Annotated in this window: 23 protein-coding genes and 1 riboswitch; of the genes, 17 read left to right on the top strand and 6 right to left on the bottom strand. The window is 31.3% G+C overall.

Features of this window, described 5'->3' with window-relative positions; all coding sequences use genetic code 11:
• The first annotated feature begins 11 nt into the window (after nt 1-11).
• Together AC1RRU_RS05955 and AC1RRU_RS05950 are read left to right on the top strand one after the other, a co-directional pair.
• Nucleotides 12-1,658: a glycoside hydrolase family 13 protein gene (locus tag AC1RRU_RS05955; protein WP_046464807.1), complete on the top strand. Its 1,647-nt coding sequence runs from the start codon at nt 12-14 to the stop codon at nt 1,656-1,658.
• 172 nt (nt 1,659-1,830) lie between these two features.
• Nucleotides 1,831-1,926, top strand: coding sequence for a type I toxin-antitoxin system Fst family toxin (locus tag AC1RRU_RS05950; RefSeq protein ID WP_011275705.1), 96 nt, complete (start codon nt 1,831-1,833; stop codon nt 1,924-1,926).
• 161 nt (nt 1,927-2,087) lie between these two features.
• Here AC1RRU_RS05950 and AC1RRU_RS05945 read toward each other — a convergent pair whose 3' ends face one another.
• Both AC1RRU_RS05945 and zwf read right to left on the bottom strand, forming a co-directional pair.
• Nucleotides 2,088-2,951, bottom strand: a complete 864-nt coding sequence (locus tag AC1RRU_RS05945) for an AraC family transcriptional regulator (protein ID WP_011275706.1) — start codon at nt 2,949-2,951, stop codon at nt 2,088-2,090.
• Nucleotides 2,952-3,232: 281 nt separating this feature from the next.
• Nucleotides 3,233-4,717 carry a glucose-6-phosphate dehydrogenase gene (zwf, locus tag AC1RRU_RS05940; RefSeq protein ID WP_011275707.1) on the bottom strand — a complete coding sequence of 495 codons (1,485 nt, stop codon included), beginning with the start codon at nt 4,715-4,717 and terminating at the stop codon, nt 3,233-3,235.
• A gap of 235 nt (nt 4,718-4,952) precedes the next feature.
• On the opposite strand from zwf, the gene rnz reads away from it, so the two are divergent.
• Nucleotides 4,953-5,873 carry a ribonuclease Z gene (gene rnz, locus AC1RRU_RS05935; RefSeq protein WP_011275708.1) on the top strand — a complete coding sequence of 307 codons (921 nt, stop codon included), beginning with the start codon at nt 4,953-4,955 and terminating at the stop codon, nt 5,871-5,873.
• A 113-nt stretch (nt 5,874-5,986) separates the two neighbouring features.
• Here rnz and proC read toward each other — a convergent pair whose 3' ends face one another.
• Nucleotides 5,987-6,802, bottom strand: coding sequence for a pyrroline-5-carboxylate reductase (gene proC / locus AC1RRU_RS05930; RefSeq protein WP_493196467.1), 816 nt, complete (start codon nt 6,800-6,802; stop codon nt 5,987-5,989).
• A 203-nt stretch (nt 6,803-7,005) separates the two neighbouring features.
• Between proC and AC1RRU_RS05925 the strand changes: the two genes are divergently transcribed.
• Nucleotides 7,006-7,761: an SDR family NAD(P)-dependent oxidoreductase gene (locus tag AC1RRU_RS05925; RefSeq protein ID WP_011275710.1), complete on the top strand. Its 756-nt coding sequence runs from the start codon at nt 7,006-7,008 to the stop codon at nt 7,759-7,761.
• 14 nt (nt 7,762-7,775) lie between these two features.
• The gene (locus tag AC1RRU_RS05920; protein ID WP_011275711.1) at nt 7,776-8,018 is read left to right on the top strand and encodes a hypothetical protein; all 243 of its coding nucleotides are present in this window, start codon (nt 7,776-7,778) and stop codon (nt 8,016-8,018) included.
• Nucleotides 8,019-8,116: 98 nt separating this feature from the next.
• Here the strand turns inward: AC1RRU_RS05920 and AC1RRU_RS05915 are convergent, their stop codons facing one another.
• Nucleotides 8,117-9,025 (bottom strand): aldo/keto reductase, encoded by a 909-nt coding sequence (locus AC1RRU_RS05915; RefSeq protein ID WP_016931103.1) that lies wholly within the window; start codon nt 9,023-9,025, stop codon nt 8,117-8,119.
• A gap of 81 nt (nt 9,026-9,106) precedes the next feature.
• Between AC1RRU_RS05915 and AC1RRU_RS05910 the strand changes: the two genes are divergently transcribed.
• From AC1RRU_RS05910 to xerD, 3 genes are all read left to right on the top strand, one after another.
• Nucleotides 9,107-9,649, top strand: a complete 543-nt coding sequence (locus AC1RRU_RS05910; RefSeq protein ID WP_016931102.1) for an NUDIX hydrolase — start codon at nt 9,107-9,109, stop codon at nt 9,647-9,649.
• Between the two features lie 104 nt (nt 9,650-9,753).
• The gene (gene fur / locus AC1RRU_RS05905; RefSeq protein ID WP_011275714.1) at nt 9,754-10,200 is read left to right on the top strand and encodes a ferric iron uptake transcriptional regulator; all 447 of its coding nucleotides are present in this window, start codon (nt 9,754-9,756) and stop codon (nt 10,198-10,200) included.
• 99 nt (nt 10,201-10,299) lie between these two features.
• A complete protein-coding gene (gene xerD, locus AC1RRU_RS05900) occupies nt 10,300-11,187 on the top strand; it encodes a site-specific tyrosine recombinase XerD (RefSeq protein WP_070855455.1) in 888 nt (295 codons plus the stop codon).
• 102 nt (nt 11,188-11,289) lie between these two features.
• Here xerD and AC1RRU_RS05895 read toward each other — a convergent pair whose 3' ends face one another.
• Nucleotides 11,290-11,811, bottom strand: a complete 522-nt coding sequence (locus AC1RRU_RS05895; RefSeq protein ID WP_016931100.1) for a DUF309 domain-containing protein — start codon at nt 11,809-11,811, stop codon at nt 11,290-11,292.
• Nucleotides 11,812-11,904: 93 nt separating this feature from the next.
• Between AC1RRU_RS05895 and AC1RRU_RS05890 the strand changes: the two genes are divergently transcribed.
• From AC1RRU_RS05890 to AC1RRU_RS05865, 6 genes are all read left to right on the top strand, one after another.
• Nucleotides 11,905-12,636: a segregation and condensation protein A gene (locus tag AC1RRU_RS05890; RefSeq protein WP_011275717.1), complete on the top strand. Its 732-nt coding sequence runs from the start codon at nt 11,905-11,907 to the stop codon at nt 12,634-12,636.
• The gene (scpB, locus tag AC1RRU_RS05885) at nt 12,629-13,168 is read left to right on the top strand and encodes an SMC-Scp complex subunit ScpB (RefSeq protein WP_016931099.1); all 540 of its coding nucleotides are present in this window, start codon (nt 12,629-12,631) and stop codon (nt 13,166-13,168) included. Before AC1RRU_RS05890 ends, scpB begins: the two co-directional genes overlap by 8 nt.
• Nucleotides 13,165-13,902: a pseudouridine synthase gene (locus tag AC1RRU_RS05880; protein ID WP_011275719.1), complete on the top strand. Its 738-nt coding sequence runs from the start codon at nt 13,165-13,167 to the stop codon at nt 13,900-13,902. The genes scpB and AC1RRU_RS05880 overlap by 4 nt, the downstream gene beginning before the upstream one ends.
• Nucleotides 13,903-14,053: 151 nt before the next feature.
• The gene (locus tag AC1RRU_RS05875) at nt 14,054-14,779 is read left to right on the top strand and encodes a response regulator (protein WP_016931098.1); all 726 of its coding nucleotides are present in this window, start codon (nt 14,054-14,056) and stop codon (nt 14,777-14,779) included.
• Entirely contained in the window at nt 14,760-16,517 is a 1,758-nt protein-coding gene (locus AC1RRU_RS05870; protein WP_016931097.1) for an ATP-binding protein, read from the top strand. Before AC1RRU_RS05875 ends, AC1RRU_RS05870 begins: the two co-directional genes overlap by 20 nt.
• A 148-nt stretch (nt 16,518-16,665) precedes the next feature.
• Nucleotides 16,666-16,792: riboswitch (FMN riboswitch) on the top strand.
• Nucleotides 16,793-16,856: 64 nt separating this feature from the next.
• Nucleotides 16,857-17,399 carry an ECF transporter S component gene (locus AC1RRU_RS05865; protein ID WP_016931096.1) on the top strand — a complete coding sequence of 181 codons (543 nt, stop codon included), beginning with the start codon at nt 16,857-16,859 and terminating at the stop codon, nt 17,397-17,399.
• 71 nt (nt 17,400-17,470) lie between these two features.
• Here AC1RRU_RS05865 and AC1RRU_RS05860 read toward each other — a convergent pair whose 3' ends face one another.
• The gene (locus AC1RRU_RS05860) at nt 17,471-17,719 is read right to left on the bottom strand and encodes a ferredoxin (RefSeq protein ID WP_002449743.1); all 249 of its coding nucleotides are present in this window, start codon (nt 17,717-17,719) and stop codon (nt 17,471-17,473) included.
• Nucleotides 17,720-17,828: 109 nt separating this feature from the next.
• On the opposite strand from AC1RRU_RS05860, the gene AC1RRU_RS05855 reads away from it, so the two are divergent.
• From AC1RRU_RS05855 to ebpS, 3 genes are all read left to right on the top strand, one after another.
• Complete coding sequence (locus AC1RRU_RS05855) at nt 17,829-18,782, top strand: YpbB family protein (RefSeq protein ID WP_011275724.1); 954 nt, start codon at nt 17,829-17,831, stop codon at nt 18,780-18,782.
• Nucleotides 18,775-20,154: a RecQ family ATP-dependent DNA helicase gene (locus AC1RRU_RS05850; RefSeq protein ID WP_016931095.1), complete on the top strand. Its 1,380-nt coding sequence runs from the start codon at nt 18,775-18,777 to the stop codon at nt 20,152-20,154. Before AC1RRU_RS05855 ends, AC1RRU_RS05850 begins: the two co-directional genes overlap by 8 nt.
• Before the next feature lie 143 nt (nt 20,155-20,297).
• On the top strand, nt 20,298-21,911 hold the full coding sequence (gene ebpS / locus AC1RRU_RS05845; protein ID WP_016931094.1) for an elastin-binding protein EbpS: 1,614 nt from the start codon (nt 20,298-20,300) through the stop codon (nt 21,909-21,911).
• Nucleotides 21,912-22,090: the final 179 nt, after the last annotated feature.

The raw sequence follows: 22,090 nt of genomic DNA, 5'->3' as shown, positions 1-22,090 counted from the left end.
GGAGCATAATTATGAATAAAAATTGGTGGAAAGAAGTAGTAGCGTATCAAGTTTATCCAAGAAGTTTTAATGATAGTAATAATGATGGTATTGGTGATTTACCAGGTGTAATCGAAAAATTAGACTATTTTAAAGACTTAGGTATTGATGTTATTTGGCTAAGTCCAATGTATAAATCACCTAATGATGATAATGGATATGATATCAGTGATTATCAAGATATTATGGATGAATTTGGTACAATGGAAGATTTTGATTGTCTATTAAAAGGTGTACATGACCGTGGTATGAAACTAATATTAGATTTAGTCGTTAACCATACATCTGATGAGCATCCTTGGTTTATTGAATCAAAATCTAGTAAAGATAACCCAAAAAGAGACTGGTACATATGGGCAGACCCTAAGGATGATGGTTCTGAACCAAATAATTGGGAGAGCATTTTTAATGGTTCAACATGGCAATTTGATGAAACCACTAATCAATATTACTTCCATTTATTTAGTAAAAAACAACCAGATTTAAATTGGGATAATCCTGAAGTACGTGAATCAGTATTTAACATGATGAATTGGTGGTTTGAAAAGGGTATTGATGGATTCCGTGTCGATGCTATAACCCATATTAAGAAAACATTTGAAGCTGGTGACCTACCTGTACCAGAAGGAAAAAAATATGCTCCAGCCTTTGATGTAGATATGAATCAACCTGGTATTCAGAATTGGCTACAAGAAATGAAAGATGAGTCACTAAGCCAATATGATATTATGACTGTTGGAGAAGCGAATGGTGTAAATCCAGATAATGCAGAAGAGTGGGTTGGAGAAGATAAAGGTAAATTCAATATGATCTTCCAATTTGAACATTTAGGTTTATGGAGTACAGGTGATTCTCAATTTGACGTTAAATCATATAAAGAGGTGTTAAACCGCTGGCAAAAGAGACTAGAAGGAATTGGTTGGAATGCACTTTTCATAGAAAACCATGATCAACCTCGTCGTGTATCAACTTGGGGTAACGATAAAGATTACTGGTTTGAATCTGCTACAAGCCACGCCGTTGTGTATTTCTTACAGCAAGGTACACCGTTTATCTATCAAGGACAAGAAATTGGTATGACCAATTATCCTTTTGAAAGTATTGAAACGTTTAATGATGTTGCGGTTAGAAATGAATATCAAATTGTAAAAGAACAAGGTGGAGACGTTGATCAATTATTAGATAAGTATAGAATGGAAAATCGTGATAATTCTCGTACACCTATGCAATGGAATAATTCTACAAATGGTGGCTTCACAGAGGGAAAACCTTGGTTCCCAGTTAATCCAAATTATAAAGATATTAATGTAGCTCATCAATTAGAAGACGAGCATTCTGTACTTAATTTTTACAAAAAATTGATTCAATTAAAAAAATCGCATGATATATATATGTATGGACAGTTTGATTTAATTGATGCAGAAAATGAAAATGTGTTTGCTTATACTAGACAATTAGAAGGCAAAACTGTAGTGGTTGCAGGTAATTTAACTGATAAACAAAGTTCATTAACATTACCTTTTGATATCGAAGAGGATGCAATCAAATTACATAACTACAATAGTCAATTAGATGCAACATCACTTAAGCCATTCGAAGCATTTGTAGCAGAAATATAATTTATAAGCAAAGTTAGGACATACTATTTTTGTCCTAACCTCTTTTTCATTGGAAGAATAAAAAATCATTTTACAGCCATAAATAATACATGACTCATATATTAGAGATGATATAATAAATAAGTCGCCTATCTCTCAGGCGTTTATCTATACGCAGGGAGGGGGTGCTAAAATGGCAGATATTCTTGTGCACATCATAGCCACAGTAACAAGTGGTTGTATTGTTACGTTATTTTCGTATTGGCTTCGAAACCGTAACAATAAGTAAATAGGCGACAAGCCACACCAAAAAATCCCCTCACTACTGGCATAGTGAGGGGATTGGTGCATAAAATGCAGATATTCTTGTTAGTTAAATTATAACATTTATCGTTATAGATTTGCAAAAAGATATGGTGTTTTGATTAGAGAATGTATTTCTTTGATTTTTTACAAATCATAATTTTCTTGTTCAATTGGCAACCATAATTGAATTTTAGTGAATGGGTCCTCAAATGAGATATCAAAGGGATATATTTCAACATATAAGCTATCTCTTTCATAAGGTAAAGTAAGTTGTAAACTTGATTCGATATAATACCAAGCTTCATTAACCGCATAGTCTATTTCACCTTGGAGATTAAATTTCGCATAATGTCTTCCAGGTAATATTCTACTTTCTAAATGAGATGGATATCTATCACTTGGAACACCAATAAATAATTCCAATCCATTATCTAATGGACAAGTGATTACAAATAACTCATATGGACTTATATTATTATACCTTTTTAAATCTTTAATTTTACCATCAAGAATTAAATCTTCTAAAAAATCAGGAACTTTATAAGGATTAGATAAATTATTTGATTCAATATAACGTACATAACCTACTAATGCTATATCTTCCGTGGTATCTAGTCTATATGGATAAGGTGCTCGTTCAGTAGTTGTCAACTTTATATATAAACGTTCTTGTAATTTTAATTCATCTTTTTTCGTAGATGCTTGAATTGGTGAAATCCCATGAAAATCACTAAAATCATTCGCAAAATCATTTGAACTATGATAGTTATACTTTTTTGCGACATCTACTAACCTCGAAGAACTTTGAACCATTTCTTTAGCAGCTGCAGTCATTTTTCTTGCGTGTGCGTACTGTTCAGGTGATTGTCCAACAATCATTTTAAATGATTGATCAAGATGGTAAGGAGAAAGACCAACGTAATCACTCAAATCTTGCAAATTAAACGGCTCTAATAAACGATCTTCGATAAATACAATTGCCTGTTGTATCTGCTTGATAACGTCCAAAACTCTCACTCCAATAAATTTACAATCATTAACTTTTATTTTACCTTATTTTTAGAAAATATACATCTTAACATGTGCCATATTGAAAATTTTTTAATAAAAAAGGGTGGTAGGACAGAATTTAAAATCAATTCATTGTCCCACCACCATAAGAATGAATATAGTTGATAGAGGATGGCTATGAGCACATGCTCAATTTAGGTAGCGACTATTAAAATAATACTAACTCAAAATATTACTTTAGTCCAAAAGGCTTCACTATAGGCTCATCAATTCTCTGTTTACTGAATATCATCCCACCAATGATTACCATCTCTACTTAATAGTAAATCACTTTCTAATGGTCCATTTGTACCTGACTCATAGTTAGGGAAGTTAGGTTCATTCATTGTCCATTCATCTTGTATAACATCAACAAACTTCCATGTAGATTTTAATTCTTCCCAATGTGTAAAGTTTGTAGCATCACCTTTTAAACAATCGAATAGTAAATTTTCATAGGCATCAACAGTGTTCATCTTATCTTGAGCACTCATTGCATATGATAATTGAACGGGTTCTGTATCAATACCTTGGATGTTCTTTTTCGCGTTTAAATGAAGTGATATACCCTCATTAGGTTGAATATTAATAACTAATAAGTTTGAATCCAACAATTTATCGGTCTGATAGTATAAGTTCATTGGTACTTCTTTGAACTCAACTACAACTTGAATCGATTTAGATTTCATACGTTTTCCCGTTCTAATATAAAAAGGTACGCCAGCCCAACGGAAGTTATCAATTGTTAGTCGGCCTGATACAAAAGTTGGAGTATTTGAATCTTCGGCTACTCGATCTTCATCTCGATAAGCAATGACTTTTTCACCTTCAACAAATCCTTCATCATACTGTCCACGTACAAAATTTTGTTTTACTTCTTGAGGATCAAGCTGTCTAAGTGATTTCAATACTTTAACTTTCTCAGCACGTATATCTTCACTATTTAAGCTGATTGGCGCTTCCATAGCTAAAAGGGCAACCATTTGTAACATATGATTTTGTACCATATCTTTTAATGCGCCACTAGATTCATAATAACCTCCACGGTCCTCAACACCTAATACTTCTGAAGACGTTACTTGAATGTTTGAAATGTATTTATTATTCCATAATGGTTCAAACATCGCATTTGAAAAGCGCAAGACTTCTATATTTTGAACCATATCTTTACCTAAATAATGATCAATTCTGTATATTTCTTCTTCTTTAAATGAGCGTCTTAATTGATTGTTTAATTGCTCAGCCGATTTTAAATCACTGCCAAATGGTTTTTCAATAACTAATCGTTTAAAACCAGTAGTATCGGTTAAACCAGATGATTTTAAGTAATCCGAAATAATACCAAAGAATTGAGGTGCCATTGCTAAATAAAACAAGCGATTTCCTTTTAACTGATATTGTGAATCTAATTCATTTGAAAAACTCAATAATGAATCATAACTTTGTTCATCACTTACATCATGTTTAAAATAATAGACATGTTCCATAAATGCATCAATTTGATCCGTATCTTTGACATGCTTTTGGATAGAACTTTTAACTTGTTCACGAAAGACTTCGTTCGTGTAATCTCTACGTCCAATTCCAATTATTGCAATATGTTCATCTAAATTATCTTGTTGAAATAAGTGGAATAGTGATGGAAATAATTTTCTATGACTTAAATCTCCGGTAGCACCGAAAATAGTAATTAAACAAGGAATATGTTTAGAATGTTTACTCAAGTTCAAAACCTCAATTCTATTAATACTATGATTGTATTATTATAAATTATATTTGCACCGCTTCAAACTTATTTGCCTAATTTTTCTTATTTTGCTAGGGCACTTATATAATGGAATGATGCACAATTTAATATCATTATAACTCAAAATGTATCTCATGCATTTAATTTATGTCTTTTTATAGCAAAAATAACCACATATGATAAAATATAATGAAGGAAAAGGAGGCATATGCATGGAAGTTACATTCTTCGGAACAAGTGCTGGGTTACCTACTAAAGAGAGAAATACTCAAGCTATAGCTTTAAACCTTGAGCCTTTTTCGAATAGTATATGGCTATTTGATGTCGGAGAAGGCACACAACATCAAATATTACATCATTCAATTAAGCTAGGAAAAGTTGACCATATTTTTATAACGCATATGCATGGAGATCATATTTTTGGATTGCCTGGACTACTAACAAGCCGTTCTTTTCAAGGTGGAGAAGACAAACCACTGACAGTTATTGGTCCTAGAGGTTTACAACAATTTATTGAGACTACTCTAAGATTATCTGAATCTCATCTAAACTATCCGATTACTTATATAGAAATTGATAATCATTTCACATATCATCATAAAGGATTCTCAATTAGTGCACATTTGTTAAATCATGGTATCCCTTCTTATGGTTATCGCATTGAATCTCCGACAACACCAGGAACAATTGATGTTGAGGCACTTAAATCAATTGGTTTATATCCTGGACCAAAATATCAAGAAGTAAAATCTTATGATAATTTTGAACATGAAGGACAAGTATATAATTCGGATGATTTTAAAGGACCAGCTAAACCCGGACCAATTATATCCATCTTTGGTGATACAAAACCATGTCAGTCAGAATTGAGCATTGCTAAAGATTCTGATGTAATGATTCATGAAGCTACATACATTGAAGGCGAAAAAACATTAGCAAATAATTATCACCATAGTCATATTGAAGATGTTTTTGAATTAATAAAGCAAGCTAATGTTAAAAGATGCTTAATCACACATTTAAGTAATCGCTATAATCACGAGAATATTCAACTTATTAAACAACAATTAAAAACACATGAGGATGTTCCAAATTTTGAATTTGTTAAAGATTTTGATACGTTTATAATTTAAATACTACTAATACTTTAACTTTTTAAAATAAGTATAATTAAAATTACAAAGTAAGAGACTAGGATTTAGAATTCACATAGAAATCATTATCCTAGTCTCTTTTACATTAAAATTTAATTATCTTCATTTTTAGATAATTCAACGCTACGACGAACTGCCGCATTCAAACAATCCTTAAAGATTGCTTCAATATCATGTTGAGCTAATGCATTTAAACCCGCTTGAGTTGTTCCACCTTTAGAAGTAATATTTTTACGCAACTGTTCCATACTTAAATCTGATCTTTCAATCATCTTACTTGTACCAATAATTAAATTTTTAATTGATTCTTCAACTTGATCTTTCTCAAGACCTAAATCTGTACCTGCTTTAACATATTGTTCAAAGACATGATATAAAAATGCAGGACCGCTTCCTGTAATCGCAGTTACTTGATGTAAGTGGTCTTCATCCACCTCAATTACTGAACCAAAAGCATTTACTAAATCGTTAACCTCTTCTTTTGATTTAGGTCCAAAATTTCCTGAAAAGCTAATACCTGTTACAGAATGACCAACTTGTGCATTTGTATTAGGCATAATTCGAGCGATAGGATTTTCAACTTGTAATTGTTCCTGAATATAATTGATAGGTAAACCAGCCATAATAGAAATAAAGCGATTGTTTTCATTGATGTATGGTTGAATTCTTTGTGCTACTTTTTCGAAATCATAAGGTTTAGAACCTAAAAAGACATAATCTGCGTCTTGTAATAATTTTTCATCATCGTAGCTGTATTCAACACCTAATTCCTCAGCGAAATTTTTTAAAGCTTCTTCATTCGATTTATTCGTTAAGTAAATATCATGTGACTTTAATTTTTTTGAATTAATTATACCTTTGAAGATTGCTTGTGCCATATTTCCTGCACCATAAAATACTAATTTCATTGACAACATCATCCTCACTCTTTAATTTATAAAACCATAGTAACATATAAGTAGCACTTCTTTTTATAAAAGTTAGTGCTACTATACGCATGAGCTTTAGCTCAGGTGGTCCCTGGGCACTTCTTTTTATATCAATAGATAACTTTATGAATGAAATGATTTAAGTTATTATAATCTTAATCATAATTAAAGAGGGTATTACTATGTTAGGTAAACATTATATCGTTACTGGAGGCACTAGTGGATTAGGGCTTGAAATCACTAAGCGACTTATCAAAAAAGGGGCTCATGTTACAATTCTTGCTAGGAACAAAGAAAAGTATAAACAAATCAACTTCAAACCATTTGAAAAGAGAGTACAAATGCTAACTTGTGATTTGCAAGATAAAAATGCTATTAGCATGTTACCACAATATATCGATACTCAAATTGACGGTATCATTTATAGTGCTGGGCTTGGGTATTTTAAATCGATAAGTCAACATTCCACTAATGAAATGTTAGAAACTTACGAAGTTAATATCATCGGTTTTAATTTATTACTGCATGCTTTACTGCCATATTTATCCAAACATGCGAGTATTGTAGGAATTTCGAGTCAAGCAGCATTCATCACACAAGCAAATGCGGCTCATTATGGTGCATCTAAAGCGGCTTTTAATGCAGTTCTAAATGCACTTCGTTTAGAACATCCATCTTACCATGTCATGTCAGTTAATCCCGGACCTGTTCGAACGCCTTTTCACGAAAAAGCAGACCCAAGTCTTGCATATGCACACAAGTATGACGCAATGATGTTAGATCCAACTTTATTAGCTAAAGATATTATTGACGGTATTATTAAACGTAAATGTGAAATCAATCAACCTAAATGGATGCACTCCACTTTAAAATTTTATCAAATATTTCCTAGATTTATTGAATCGCTTTTTCCATTTTTATTTAAAAACAAACAGTAAATAGGAGTGATGGTATGTTATGTTGTGTGAACCGAGATGTTAAACAATGTATTGAGAATGTGAATGCACTATCACCACAATCAATTTTTACTATTACAGATTTATTAGGGCAAGACTATTATGATTCATTAGATTCTGCCGAACAATCATTTATAGATTTTAAATTTCATGAGCTAATATTAAGAGGGGAAATCATGAATGTAGTCATTAAAGAAGAAAGTGAACATGATAAACATAGATATTTAAAGCAGTATTAAATTAATTCAAATTGAAACAAAAAGGTGTTTAGGACAAGTTTTTAATTTAATGTCCCAAACACCTAAGTGATTATTTAAAAATTAATTAAGCATGTTATCTATTTTAAATGTTGAGTATATTCTAAGTTCTTAACTCTTTCTCGAGCTGCCTTCACTTGATCAAGACTTACTTTTTTATTGTAATTATTAACGTTTTCTTCTAATTGTTGTGGCGAACTAGCGCCAACGATAATTGCGCCAAGTGCATCATGAGATTTTAAATATTCAAAAGATAAAGCACTAAGATTACTTTCTATTTCTTTAACAGAGGCAATAGTTTCTCCTAAATCATGATGTGTATACTCAAATATGCCCTCACTAAATTTATGATCTAAAGCATCAATACTATTGGAAGTTAACAACCCTTTAAATACAGGTCCGCGTGCTAACACTTTAACGCCTTTCGCATGGATGTCATTCAATAATTGTTCTGGACGATTATCAATTAAATTAAATTGTGACATAATTGTCTCGATTTCACTATGTTTTAAATAATAATCAATAACATTTGGGCGTATTGAAGAAATACCATATGCCTTAATGATACCTTCTTGCTTTAATTCATTAAATGCACTAATCGTTTCATCCAATGGATCATCTATTGTACCACCATGCAATTGATATAGATCTATATGATTTAGTCCTAATCGTTTTAATGATCCCTTTACACTTTCTTTAATATATTTCTTAGAAGGGTCCCATGTTGTACCTCCATCTTCAGTAGGACGATTTCCAACTTTTGTTCCAATTACAATATCATCACGATTTTGATATTTTTTTAAAGCTTTGCCCACAATTTCTTCATTAGTCCCTTTATCATAAATATCAGCAGTATCAAAATAAGTGATACCACTTTCGATCGCTTTTTCAATGATAGGTTCAGCATTAGCATACTCTGTACCTAAACTCATACAACCTAACCCTAATTCTGAAATTTCGATGCCACTCTTTAAAATATTCTTTTGCATGTCCAATCTCCTTTCGATACACTTTAGGTAACGCATTCATCTTACCAATTTATATAATGAATTAAAAGGGACGTGAATTTAATGGAATTTAATGAAAAGACGTTTGATAGAACAGTAATTTATAATGGCAAAATTATAGATTTAGAAATTCATGATGTGGAGTTGCCTGATGGCAATACATCCAGAAGGGAATTAGTCTACCATAACGGTGCAGTGGCAGTCTGTGCAATAACGTCTAATGACGAAGTATTACTTGTTAAGCAATTTCGTAAACCAGTTGAAAAATTTTTGTTAGAAATACCCGCTGGAAAATTAGAACAAGATGAAGTTCGTGAAGAGGCTGCCAAACGAGAATTAGAAGAAGAAACAGGTTATGTGGCAAATAATTTAAAATTTATAACAGACATGTATGGTTGTCCTGGATTCACTAATGAAAAACTCACTATATACTTCAGCAATAATCTAAGCGAAGGGCAACTTAACCTAGATGAAGATGAATTTGTTGAATTGCATAAAGTACCGATTTCAGATATAAAATCATTGCTTGATAATCATGAAATAGAAGATGCTAAAACCATAATTGGTTTACAATATATATTACTAAATTATAATCATTCTAATTAAGTGCTGTAAATCTCTTGCATTTAATTGAAAATATTGGTAGTTTAGTAATTGAAATATTTTCAATTTAAAATGATTATAATTATTGATAGAGGAGTGTCGCTCCCATGGAAGAACGATTAAATCGAGTTAAACAACAATTACAACAATCTTCATATAAATTAACACCACAAAGAGAAGCCACAGTACGAGTTCTAATTGAAAATGAAAAGGATCACCTAAGCGCGGAAGATGTTTATTTAAAAGTGAAAGACAAAGCACCTGAAATAGGACTAGCCACTGTTTATAGAACATTAGAGCTTTTAGCTGAAATAAAAGTAGTTGACAAAATTAATTTTGGTGATGGTGTTGCACGCTTTGATTTAAGAAAAGAGGGTGCTAAACACTTCCATCACCATTTAGTGTGTATGGAATGTGGTAAAGTTGATGAAATTCATGAAGACTTATTACCTCAAGTTGAAGAAAGAGTAGAAACAGAATATAACTTTAAAATTCTTGATCACAGATTAACTTTTCACGGCGTTTGCGCTGAATGCCAAGCTAAAGGAAAATAGATTAACTAATAGGCTAGGACAATTTTAAATCATTGTCTTAGTCTTTCTTAATACTATTACATGAAAATGATTTGAGTTTATTCAAATAGAGGTGTTGTCATGGAAACAATTATCGAGGAATATTTAAAATTTATACAAATTGAAAAAGGGTTAAGTGAAAATACGATTGGCGCTTATCGCAGAGATTTGAAAAAATATCAATTATATATGCAAGAACAAAAAATTGCTCATATTGGTTTTATAGATAGACAAACAATACAAGAATGCCTTGGTTCTCTAATAGATCAAGGTGCTTCCGCAAAATCCATTGCAAGATTTATTTCAACAATACGTAGTTTTCATCAATTTGCTTTACGCGAAAAATATGCTACTAAAGATCCTACCGTTTTAATTGAAACACCTAAGTACGAGAAAAAACTTCCAGATGTTTTAGATGTTGAAGAAGTAATTCAGTTACTAGAAACACCGGATTTAACTAAAAATAATGGATATCGCGATCGTACAATTTTAGAGTTATTATACGCAACAGGCATGCGTGTTACTGAATTAATACAAATCGAGATAGATGATGTCAACTTAATTATGGGATTTGTTAAAGTTTTCGGTAAAGGGAACAAAGAGAGAATCATTCCATTAGGTGACACTGTCATTGAATATTTAGATACTTATATCAATAATGTTAGACCTCAATTACTTAAAAAAACGGTAACGAATGTACTGTTTTTGAACTTGCATGGTCGACCTTTGACACGTCAAGGTATATGGAAGCTAATTAAACAATATGGTTTAAGAGCGAATATTAATAAAACTTTGACCCCACACACATTAAGACACTCGTTTGCTACACATTTACTAGAAAATGGCGCAGATTTACGAGCAGTTCAGGAGATGTTAGGTCATTCTGATATTTCTACTACTCAGTTATATACACATGTTTCTAAAACTCAAATCAGACAGATGTATAACCAATTTCATCCAAGAGCCTAGTCCACAAATAAATACTCTTAAATTGGGAGTGGATTAAGAGTACTTTCATAAAAGTTTCCAAAAGATATTTTATAATTAATGTAAGTCGAGCTACACTACATTTTATTTTAAATCTTTTCCACTCCTAATATTTTGTTTTTTAATCATCGCTTGATGTCTTGCACTGATTACATCACTTCTATCTCGATTTTTATGATGATTAACTATATATTCATCTTGAGTTGAAAGTGTTGTAAATTTGTAATCTGGATAAGTATTAATAATCTGTTTTTCAAAAACATTATTTACCGGTATGTATACAGGTTTAAATGATTTTGAATCTTCAATGGATTTAATTTGACTTAAAATTAATGTTTTATAATCTTGCTCATTAAGTTGCAACAACGCTTTATCCTTTGCTTTTTCAAACGTGCTCAATGACTTTTTCAAAGTTACAAGTGCACCTTTTGTATTACCTCTTCTATAATGATACATAGCAGTTGAAAATAAAATTAAACTCACTATGCCATCCTTTTTAGAAAAATTTATATTTGATTTCCATGCTTCTTCCAAAATATCATGACATAAGAAATAATGTTGCTGTTTGTGAAAATAATAATAAAAATCGATTAAGGCTCTGTCCAATCCATCTCATCCTTAATTTAATGTTTGTATTATTCATGCTATAATATTTTAGTAAATTATGCACGATAGAGATTCAAAATGAGGACGATTAATATGTATGAAGTAAAATTAGATGCCTTTAATGGCCCGTTAGATTTGCTACTCCACTTAATTCAAAAATATGAAATTGATATTTATGATATACCAATGAAATCATTAACAGAACAATATATGCAATATGTCCACGCTATGAAGCAACTAGAAATTAATGTAGCTAGTGAATATTTAGTTATGGCTTCAGAGCTATTAATGATAAAAAGTAAATTATTACTCCCTCAACATGATGTAGACGATAACCTTGAAGAAGATCCACGTGAAGATTTGGTAGGTCGATTAATTGAATATCAAAATTATAAAGAATACACACAATTGTTAACTGAGAAAAAAGAAGAGCGAGAGCACTATTTTACTAAACACCCAACTGACTTATCCCATCTTGAGAAAAACGTCACATGGGATGAATGCCAAACCTTAGATTTAACGGATTTAATTGTTGCTTATCAACGTGTTAAAAGCAGATTAGCTCTTAATAAGCCTAAGACAGTTGAAATAATTAAAGAAAGCTTCACTATTCAACAAGCTACTGAAAAGGTAACGACACAATTAAGGCATCATACATCTTTTAACTTCTTCAGTTTATTTACTTTTAGCGAGCCAATAGAACAGGTGGTTACTCACTTTTTAGCTATATTGGAAATGTCTAAATCAGGAGTAATCAACATTGAACAAGTTAGAAGTTTTGATGATATACGTATCATTAGAGGAGTGAATTTTAATATTGGATAATCACGGAATCATAGAATCATTACTTTACACAGCTGGGGATGAAGGGCTTGACGAAAAACAGTTATTAGAAATTCTCGAGATTAATCAAGCTAAACTATCTGAATTAATTTCATCATACACCTCTAGTGGTTTAATAATTCAAAAATTTGGTTCAACATATATTTTAACTTCAAAAAAAGAAGCTTCACCTTATATTGAACAATTAATTGAACAAAAATCTAATATGAAATTATCTCAAGCCGCAATGGAAACATTATCAATTATTGCATATAATCAGCCATTGAGTCGTAGTGACATAGAATTAATTAGAGGAATTAATTCTGATGGTGCAGTTAGAACATTAATTGCACGTGGATTAATTGAAGCTAAAGATGTAGAAAATTCTCGTAGTCATGCTTTACAAACAACGGATTTGTTTTTAAATGTATTTGGAATAGAAAAAATTGAAGATTTACCAACAACTGAAGAAGATGAAGAAGAAATGGATGATTTCTTTAGTAATTTAGTGAATCAAAAAGGAGATACAAAATGAGTAAAGAATTAGAAAGGCTTCAAAAACGAATTGCTAATAGTGGATACACATCACGAAGAAAAGCTGAAACTTTAATTACCGAAGGCAAAGTTAAAGTTAATGGGCAAACCGTTACTGAATTAGGTACTAAAGTAAAAAGTTCTGATACAGTTGAGGTTGAAGGAATTAAAATTGAACAAGAAGACAAAATGTATATTTTGTTCTATAAACCAACTCAAGTTATTACAAGTGTGTCTGACGATAGAGGACGAACTGTAGTTACTGACTACTTTAAAGATTTAGAGACAAGAATTTATCCTGTTGGTAGATTAGACTATGATACATCAGGATTATTGTTACTTACTAATGATGGCGAATTTACAAACTTAATGACTCACCCAAGATATCATATTCAAAAAAAATATGTGGCTAAATTAAAAGGTTACCTCATGAGAGAAGAAGTTAAAGCTTTAGAAAATGGGATTGAACTTGAAGATGGTTTTACGCAACCAGCTCAAGTCAAAGTAAAAAAACAAGATAAAGATAAAAATATTACACTTGTAGAAATCACTATTAGTGAAGGACGAAATCGACAAGTTCGTCGTATGTTCGAGCATTTTGGACATCAAGTTGATAAATTAACAAGAATTGAGTTCGGCAACTTGAACCTTAAAGGATTAAATGCAGGTGAGGGCAGAGTACTTACACCTCATGAAGTTAAAGTACTAAGACATATGGCAGAAAATGGAAAATAAATGAAGTATATTTTACAATAGCAAGAGAAATTAAATGATATTAATTTCTCTTGCTATTTTTTTCACAAAGTTAACTTTAAAGTAAAGCTTTCAATCATGCTGTATGCTATAATAATGAGTGTATTGAGCATGTGTAGGAGGTATAAACAAAATGACAAATGAAATATTAATTGTAGACGATGAGGATAGAATCAGAAGATTATTAAAACTATACCTAGAGAGAGAATCGTTTACGATTCATGAAGCAAGTAATGGCAAAGAAGCTTATAATCTTGCTATAGAAAATGACTATGCGTGCATACTTTTAGACTTGATGTTACCAGAAATGGATGGTATTGAAGTAGCATCCAAGTTACGTGAACATAAAGACACACCTATTATTATGCTTACAGCTAAAGGCGAAGAAACGAATAGGGTAGAAGGATTTGAGTCTGGCGCAGATGATTATATCGTCAAACCATTCTCACCAAGAGAGGTTGTTTTAAGAGTAAAAGCATTATTACGTAGAACGCAATCTTCTAAACCTGAACAAAGTGAACCTCATGCAAGAGATGTTATTGAACTTAATCATTTAATTATTGATAATGATGCGCATCGTGTATTAGCAGATAACCAACAAGTTAATTTAACTCCTAAAGAGTACGAATTACTTATTTATTTAGCTAAGACACCTAATAAAGTGTTTGATCGTGAACAACTTTTAAAAGAAGTATGGCATTATGAATTTTATGGTGATTTAAGAACAGTAGACACTCATGTTAAACGCCTGCGTGAGAAACTAAATCGTGTATCAGAAGATGCTGCACATATGATTCAAACTGTTTGGGGTGTTGGTTACAAATTCGAGGTAAAGTCTAATGACGAACCGACTAAATAGTGTGGTAATAAAACTGTGGTTAACTATACTTTTCATAGTAACGACAGTTTTAATTTTATTAAGTGCGGCATTAATTACTTTTATACAATACTACTACACACAACAAACTGAAAATGCTATAAGAGAAGATGCGTCTAGAATCAGCCACTTAGTTGAACAAGCTGATAATAAAACTTTAGCCATAGAACACAGCCAACAATTAATAGATGGATCAGGTGGCGTTATTATAATGGCTAATAAGTCTTCAAGTATTAAAAGTTCAAATAGCAATACTAAAGACAAAATGCTTGAAGAGATACACAAGAATTCGCAATTCCAACGCGTCTTTTCTCAAGGAAAGTCTACCACTCAAAATATAACAATAAGTAAGAATGGTAATTCCCATTCTTATATTTTGTTAGGCTATCCTATGAAAGCGCAAGAAAATGCAAATTCAAAATATAGTGCAGTATTCATTTATCAAGATTTAAAGTCTATTGAAGATACTAATAATGCAATTACCATTATCATTTTAATCACCGCCATTATATTTATCGCTGTTTCAACAGTATTTGCATTCTTTTTATCAAATAGAATTACTAAACCTTTACGACAACTTAGAACTCAAGCTATTAATATTTCTAAAGGTGATTATTCAAAACAGACAAGTGTCTCAACTAAAGATGAGATAGGCGAATTATCACATACGTTTAATAATATGAGTTCTGAAATACAAGAGAATATAGAGGCACTTTCAACTCAAAAAAATATAAGAGATAGTTTGATTAATTCTATGATTGAAGGTGTATTGGGTCTAAATGATAAGAGGGAAGTTATTCTTTCAAATAAAATGGCTGACGATATTATTAAATCAATAGACAAAACTGTATATAAAGAAATTGAAAAGCAAATTGAAGCTACATTTGTTTCAAAAGACACCGAATTCCAAGAATATGAGATTAACAATAAATATTACGTCATTATCATGAGTTATGTAGAGAGAATTCAACAAGATGGCCGTAGTGGAATTGTAGTCATTATAAGAGATATGACTAATGAACATAATTTAGATCAGATGAAGAAAGATTTCATTGCCAATGTTTCACATGAATTACGTACACCTATTTCGTTATTACAAGGTTACACTGAATCAATTGTAGATGGTATTGTCACTGAACCAGAAGAAATTCGAGATTCTTTATCAATTGTATTAGATGAAACGAAACGTTTAAATCGATTAGTAAATGAATTATTAAATGTGGCTCGCATGGATGCAGAGGGTTTAATTGTTAATAAAGAAAAACAACCTATTAAACCTTTACTATCTAAAATGCAAATGAAATATAGACAACAGGCTGAGGATTTAGAATTGAATATGTCATTAGAACCAAACATCGATGATGAATTGTGGGAATACGATGCCGATCGCATAGACCAAGTTCTAACAAATTTAATTGACAATGCCACACGTTATACTCAACCAGGTGATTCAATATCAATTACAACAACTACGGATGATTCCTATCAAACGTTGTACATTAAAGATACTGGTAGTGGCATATCTCCAGAGCATCTTGAACTCGTATTCGACAGATTTTATAAAGTAGAGGCTTCAAGAACTAGAGGTAAACAGGGAACTGGTTTAGGACTATTTATCTGTAAAATGATAATCGAAGAACATGGTGGTACTATTAAAGTTGAAAGTAAAGTAAACAAAGGTACAACATTCATAATTAAGTTACCAAAGCCTAAAAATTAATATGCCTATTAATATATTTATTTTAACTAAGAGCAAACATCATCAACTTAAGAATGGTGTATTGCTCTTTTTTAAATAAGTCTAAGCACCATTATTGCGCAATGCTTTCATATAAGGTAATATTAAAATTAAATTAATCAATTATATAATTCATCTTCGGGGTAGGGTGCAATTCCCAACCGGCAGTAAATTAAGCCTGCGACCCGCTTCTTTGAAGTGGCTGATTCAGTGGAAATCTGAAGCCGACAGTATAGTCTGGATGGGAGAAGATGGAGGTTTTTTTGTTGTGCAAAATTATCTCCTATTCTATGTAAGATGAATGGAAGGAGAAAATTAAATATGCAACAAAACAAACGTCTTATCACTATTAGCATGTTAAGTGCCATAGCGTTTATTTTAACATTCATTAAATTTCCGCTACCTTTTTTACCACCATACTTAACATTAGACTTTAGTGATGTTCCAACTTTATTAGCAACATTTCTTTTAGGTCCCGTTGCTGGTATTTTAGTAGCACTTATCAAAAATATACTTAATTTTTTATTCAATATGGGAGATCCGGTTGGTCCAGTTGCCAATTTTTTAGCAGGTGTTAGTTTCTTGTTATCCGCTTATTATGTAACTAAGCGTCAGGGAGATACACCACGTTCATTGGTTGTGGGGCTAGCAATAGGTACTATAGTGATGACTATCGTACTTAGTATACTAAATTACTTTGTTTTACTTCCATTATATGGAATGATTTTTAATTTAGGTGATGTCTTTAATAATCTAAAAATTATCATTTTATCAGGTGTTATACCTTTCAATATTATAAAAGGTATCGTGATTTCAATTATATTTGCGCTTTTATACAGAAGATTAAAACGCGTATTATCATAAAAAACCTCCTAATGTTGAACTTATTATTCAACATTAGGAGGTTTCATTATTGATTCACTCATAATAAGTGACTATTCAAATTTAAGAGCATCACCATCAAATGGTTCTTCTTCAATCTTAATTGAATCAGTTGGACAACCTTCAAGTGCATCTTCCATATCTTCATATAATTCTTCTGGTACTTCTGCAGTACCTTGATTATCATCAAGGATTACGAAAGCAATACCTTCGTCGTCATAATCGTAAATGTCAGGTGCGGCAGCACCACATGCTCCACAAGCAATACATGTATCCATATCAACGATTGTATACTTTGCCAAATTCTTCGCCTCCTTTGATAAAAATGCTACACTAGTATAACAAATGTTTAATAACACTTCGATTAATTTATTTACTATTCTATTAGTTATATAAAGTGAGGATTCATTAATGCATTCAATTATTACATATGCATCAAATCATTCATTCGATTATAAAACCAATAAAAGTATTTATAACATTTTGAATGGAAAAAAATCACATCAAACATTTTTTGATGCATGTTCCCAACAACTTTTATCATTATATCATAGTTTACCTAAATTAAAATATCCGTCTTTTGAGCGATTTTTAGATACCTATGATAATCAAAATACTGACATTTCAATACATCCAAGATATACATACGATAGTATGATTCAAACTTTTAGTTGTATTCAATTACTAATACAAACTATAACCCATTTTAAAAACAACCACTTGAACTTTATACCAATTACACAACAAATAACTGTTCAAAGTAGAGTGAAACAAATCTATTCAAAAATACTGGAACAAAATTTAGTTGATGATTTTGAAAAAGAAATCGAGCAAATCTTTCATTTTATTGATGAAAAATGTAGTAACAACTGTTTAATCCATTATTACCTACAAGGTTATGAAGAACCTATGTATACGCGACAGCAGGTTTCATTAATAGAAGGTATACCTGTAACTAAGTTATTTGTACTTGAACTCAATAATTTAGTGCAGATGATGTTTGCATTAGAAAATGATAAACAATTTCCTATATTAACTCAAACCATCATATTACCGACTTTGTTAAATAAAACGACAATTACGTATCATCAATTACTCAAAGGGCTTTCTATGGATGAGGTTGCAGTGACCCAAAATGTTAAAATTAACACAATCGAAGATCACGTTCTTGAATTATTTATAAAAGGATATTTTTCAGAATACCAAACCTTTGTTAATGGCCCACAAACAAGTGAATTTATAGCATTTTATGATCAAAACAGAGGACAAAGATTAAAATTATATAAAGAAGAATTTGATCAATTAACTTATTTTCAAATTAAATTGTTAATAGTCGGTATTGAAAGAGGTGAATTGATTGCTTGAAGAAAAATTGAAAGAATGGTTCGGATTCTCATCATTTAATCCTGGTCAAAAAGAAATAATCGAAAGTGTAGTTAATAAGAAAGATACTCTAGGTATTCTTCCTACGGGGAGTGGTAAAAGCTTATGTTACCAAATGCCAACCTATATGAAAGGAAAGCCAACATTAATAATATCTCCCTTAATTTCTCTTATGGATGACCAAGTGATGCAATTGAAAGCTCAAGGTGAGAAATTTGTTACTTCTATTCATTCAGGCATGGATGAAAATGAAAAACAACAAAATATAAATTCGTTACACAAAAGTCGCTTTGTTTTTTTAAGTCCAGAATTTATTTTACAAACACAAAACTTTAAATTAATTAGGAATATTGACTTCGGATTAATTGTACTTGATGAGGCGCATTGTTTATCTGAATGGGGTTATGATTTCCGACCTCATTATGCATTAATAGGGGAGATAACATCTCATTATAAAAATGCATCGATACTGGCTTTAACAGCTACAGCACCACCTCATTTAGAAAATGACTTAAATCTTATCTTATCTAGGAAATTAAATGTAATTAAGACTTCAATGAATAGAGAGAATATATCTTTTTCTCATCTCAATTTTGAAAATGATGCTGAGAAAATTAAGTGGCTGTTAAACTTTTTAGATCAATCTGGGCCAACTATTATTTATGTTTCATCTAAAAAGGTCTGTTTAGAATTAGCCAATATGATATACCACCATGGTTATTTAACCGGTATTTATCATGGTGATTTATCTTATCAAGAACGACATACTGTACAAAATCAATTTATGGAGAACTTTATACCCGTCATCGTGGCTACTAGTGCTTTTGGCATGGGCGTTAATAAAAAAGACATTAGAACAGTCATCCATTTTCATTTATCAACAAGTCCTTCAAATTACTTACAAGAAATTGGTAGAGCCGGGAGAGATAATTTGCAAAGCCAAGCAATTAGTCTATATCAACCAGACGATAGCTATATATTAGAGACATTATTGTTTAGTGATGCGATAACTACTGAAGACATCGATGCTTTTGATATAGGTGCTTTTTTACCTCCTCAAAAGCAAGAAATACTAACCATATTGAGCCAAAGATATTCATCCAACGTACTCAAAACAATTTTTGATAATTCATTAATTCGAAAAAAATTAGGTTATCAAAGAATGATCGGTTATACATCCCTAGATCAATGTAGACGTCGTTATTTATTAGAATTTTTTGGTGATAATCCAACTCAACCTCAACAATGTTGTGATATAGATTCTAATTTGATGACTATAAAAGTTACCAATAGAAAAAAAGTTAAAAGAAAATTAAGTTATACTGAAAAGTTAAAATATTTATTTAAAGTATAGTTGCTTTTCTTTACTAAATTTATTTTAAGAGGATATAATTATAATACTTAAAGTTTTTCAAGAAATATTTAAATACTATACATATTTCACGCTTTGTGGGGTATATGGTATGTGATATTTAAATAATTATTTAAGAGAGGATGATGAACGTGTCTAAAAATAATTTTAGAGATGATTTCGAAAAAAATCGTCAGTCTATTAATTCTGATGATCAATTCGAAGATAATACAAACGAGTTTGATGAAAATTCAAATGAGTCCAATGATTTTGATAATCAATCAGACCAACAATTCCCACCTAGAAACGCACAAAGACGTCAAAGAAGACGTAACCAAGCTACTAATAAAAACAGAAAATTTGATAATCAAAATTCTGATTCAAATGCTAATGGTTCACTTGATGATCGACACGATGAAGACTCTTTCAATGAGTTACAACACAATCAACAAGAAGATCATTTAGATAACGAGCCAATACATAAGGATGATAAACGTTCTTCTGAAAAAGACTTTAATAATGATGCTTCACGTAGAAATAATCGTCATGAAGCATCAAACAGAAAACATGATAAAGACTATGATAATGATAGTTTGAATGATGATGATCGTCATCGTCGTAATCATGAAGAAGGTATCGATGAGCGTCAAGATAATCGAAATCACAAAGATCAACAAAACAAAAAGTCTCGACATGGCAAAGACGCTGCAATAGCTGGAGGTGCCGGAGTCGCTGGAGCTGCTGGTGCTAAAGCTGCAAAAGACAAACGTAAAAAAGATGAACATCATGACTCAAAATACAACGAACATAAAGATTATCGTGATTTAAATAACGATAATCAATTTGATCAAAACAGAAAACATGATAAAGACCTTCATGACGACCATCGTGACGCTAAAGATAACCATTCTAAAGAAGAACCAAAAAAAGGTAATAAAGGTAAAAAAGCAGCAGTTGGTGCAGGTGCGGCTGGCGCAGCTGGAGTAGCTGGAGTAGCAGCTGCAAAACATAAAAAAGACCATAAAAATAATAATCATAAAGATAATCATAGCCATAACAGAGATCATCAAGACGATCATAGAAATCATAAACATGAAGATGGTAATGATGGATTCCAAGCTCACAATGGTAAAAAGAAACGTGGTCTAGCTGGTATTTTACTTCCACTTATAGCTTTATTACTTATTCTAGCAGCACTTGCTATCTTTATTGGAATGTATTTAAACAACGATAAAAAAGATAGTAACCAAGCTGATAACAAAACAGAACAAACTGCTAACAAAGATAGTAAAGACAAAGCTAGTAATGATAGCGACAAAGACAAAGCAAGCAGTGACAAAGATAAAGATAAAGCAACTAATGATGACGACTCAAATGACAAAGCTACAACAGACAATGATTCATCTAGTAATTCAAGTGATGATAATAGTAGCTCTTCAGATAATAGTACTTCTTCAAATTCATCTGATAACAGTTCATCATCAGATAATAATGGTAATAACTCAAATAGTGACAATAATAATGGTAACTCTCAAGCTACTTCAAACAATAGCAGTCAAAGTAACAGCAATAATAATCAATCAAATAGCTCTAATTCAGGACAACAAACTCACGTAGTATCAGGTAATGAAAACTTATACCGTATCGCTATTCAATACTACGGAGAAGGTACTGTTGAAAATGTAAATAAACTTAAACAAGCTAATGGCTTATCAAGTAATAACATTTCTAATGGTCAAAAATTAATAATCCCACAATAACTTAGTTATCATTCAAAGAGTCTGGGACATAAACCCTAGAGAAATAGCCAGTAAATGAATTTTAACAAATTCATTTACTGGCTTCTTTATTTACAATACGGAGTATTGTTGGCTCGCTTTCTTAGGGGACAGCTTCAGCCTGTAGTCTTCAGCTTGTCCTGTTCCCTCAAGAGTCTCGC

Source organism: Staphylococcus sp. GW821-FHT11H10 (genome assembly GCF_058807855.1).
The sequence above is the reverse complement of the archived record's forward strand: the minus strand, read 5'-3'. Positions and strand labels throughout refer to the sequence as shown.

Bases quoted from the DNA above. Each gene is read 5' to 3' on its own strand.
- AC1RRU_RS05955 (WP_046464807.1), top strand. From the start codon at position 12: ATGAATAAAAATTGGTGGAAAGAAGTAGTAGCGTATCAAGTTTATCCA.
- AC1RRU_RS05950 (WP_011275705.1), top strand. From the start codon at position 1,831: ATGGCAGATATTCTTGTGCACATCATAGCCACAGTAACAAGTGGTTGT.
- rnz (WP_011275708.1), top strand. From the start codon at position 4,953: ATGGAAGTTACATTCTTCGGAACAAGTGCTGGGTTACCTACTAAAGAG.
- proC (WP_493196467.1), bottom strand. From the start codon at position 6,802: ATGAAATTAGTATTTTATGGTGCAGGAAATATGGCACAAGCAATCTTC.
- AC1RRU_RS05925 (WP_011275710.1), top strand. From the start codon at position 7,006: ATGTTAGGTAAACATTATATCGTTACTGGAGGCACTAGTGGATTAGGG.
- AC1RRU_RS05920 (WP_011275711.1), top strand. From the start codon at position 7,776: ATGTTATGTTGTGTGAACCGAGATGTTAAACAATGTATTGAGAATGTG.
- AC1RRU_RS05915 (WP_016931103.1), bottom strand. From the start codon at position 9,025: ATGCAAAAGAATATTTTAAAGAGTGGCATCGAAATTTCAGAATTAGGG.
- AC1RRU_RS05910 (WP_016931102.1), top strand. From the start codon at position 9,107: ATGGAATTTAATGAAAAGACGTTTGATAGAACAGTAATTTATAATGGC.
- fur (WP_011275714.1), top strand. From the start codon at position 9,754: ATGGAAGAACGATTAAATCGAGTTAAACAACAATTACAACAATCTTCA.
- xerD (WP_070855455.1), top strand. From the start codon at position 10,300: ATGGAAACAATTATCGAGGAATATTTAAAATTTATACAAATTGAAAAA.
- AC1RRU_RS05890 (WP_011275717.1), top strand. From the start codon at position 11,905: ATGTATGAAGTAAAATTAGATGCCTTTAATGGCCCGTTAGATTTGCTA.
- AC1RRU_RS05880 (WP_011275719.1), top strand. From the start codon at position 13,165: ATGAGTAAAGAATTAGAAAGGCTTCAAAAACGAATTGCTAATAGTGGA.
- AC1RRU_RS05875 (WP_016931098.1), top strand. From the start codon at position 14,054: ATGACAAATGAAATATTAATTGTAGACGATGAGGATAGAATCAGAAGA.
- AC1RRU_RS05870 (WP_016931097.1), top strand. From the start codon at position 14,760: ATGACGAACCGACTAAATAGTGTGGTAATAAAACTGTGGTTAACTATA.
- AC1RRU_RS05865 (WP_016931096.1), top strand. From the start codon at position 16,857: ATGCAACAAAACAAACGTCTTATCACTATTAGCATGTTAAGTGCCATA.
- AC1RRU_RS05855 (WP_011275724.1), top strand. From the start codon at position 17,829: ATGCATTCAATTATTACATATGCATCAAATCATTCATTCGATTATAAA.
- ebpS (WP_016931094.1), top strand. From the start codon at position 20,298: ATGAACGTGTCTAAAAATAATTTTAGAGATGATTTCGAAAAAAATCGT.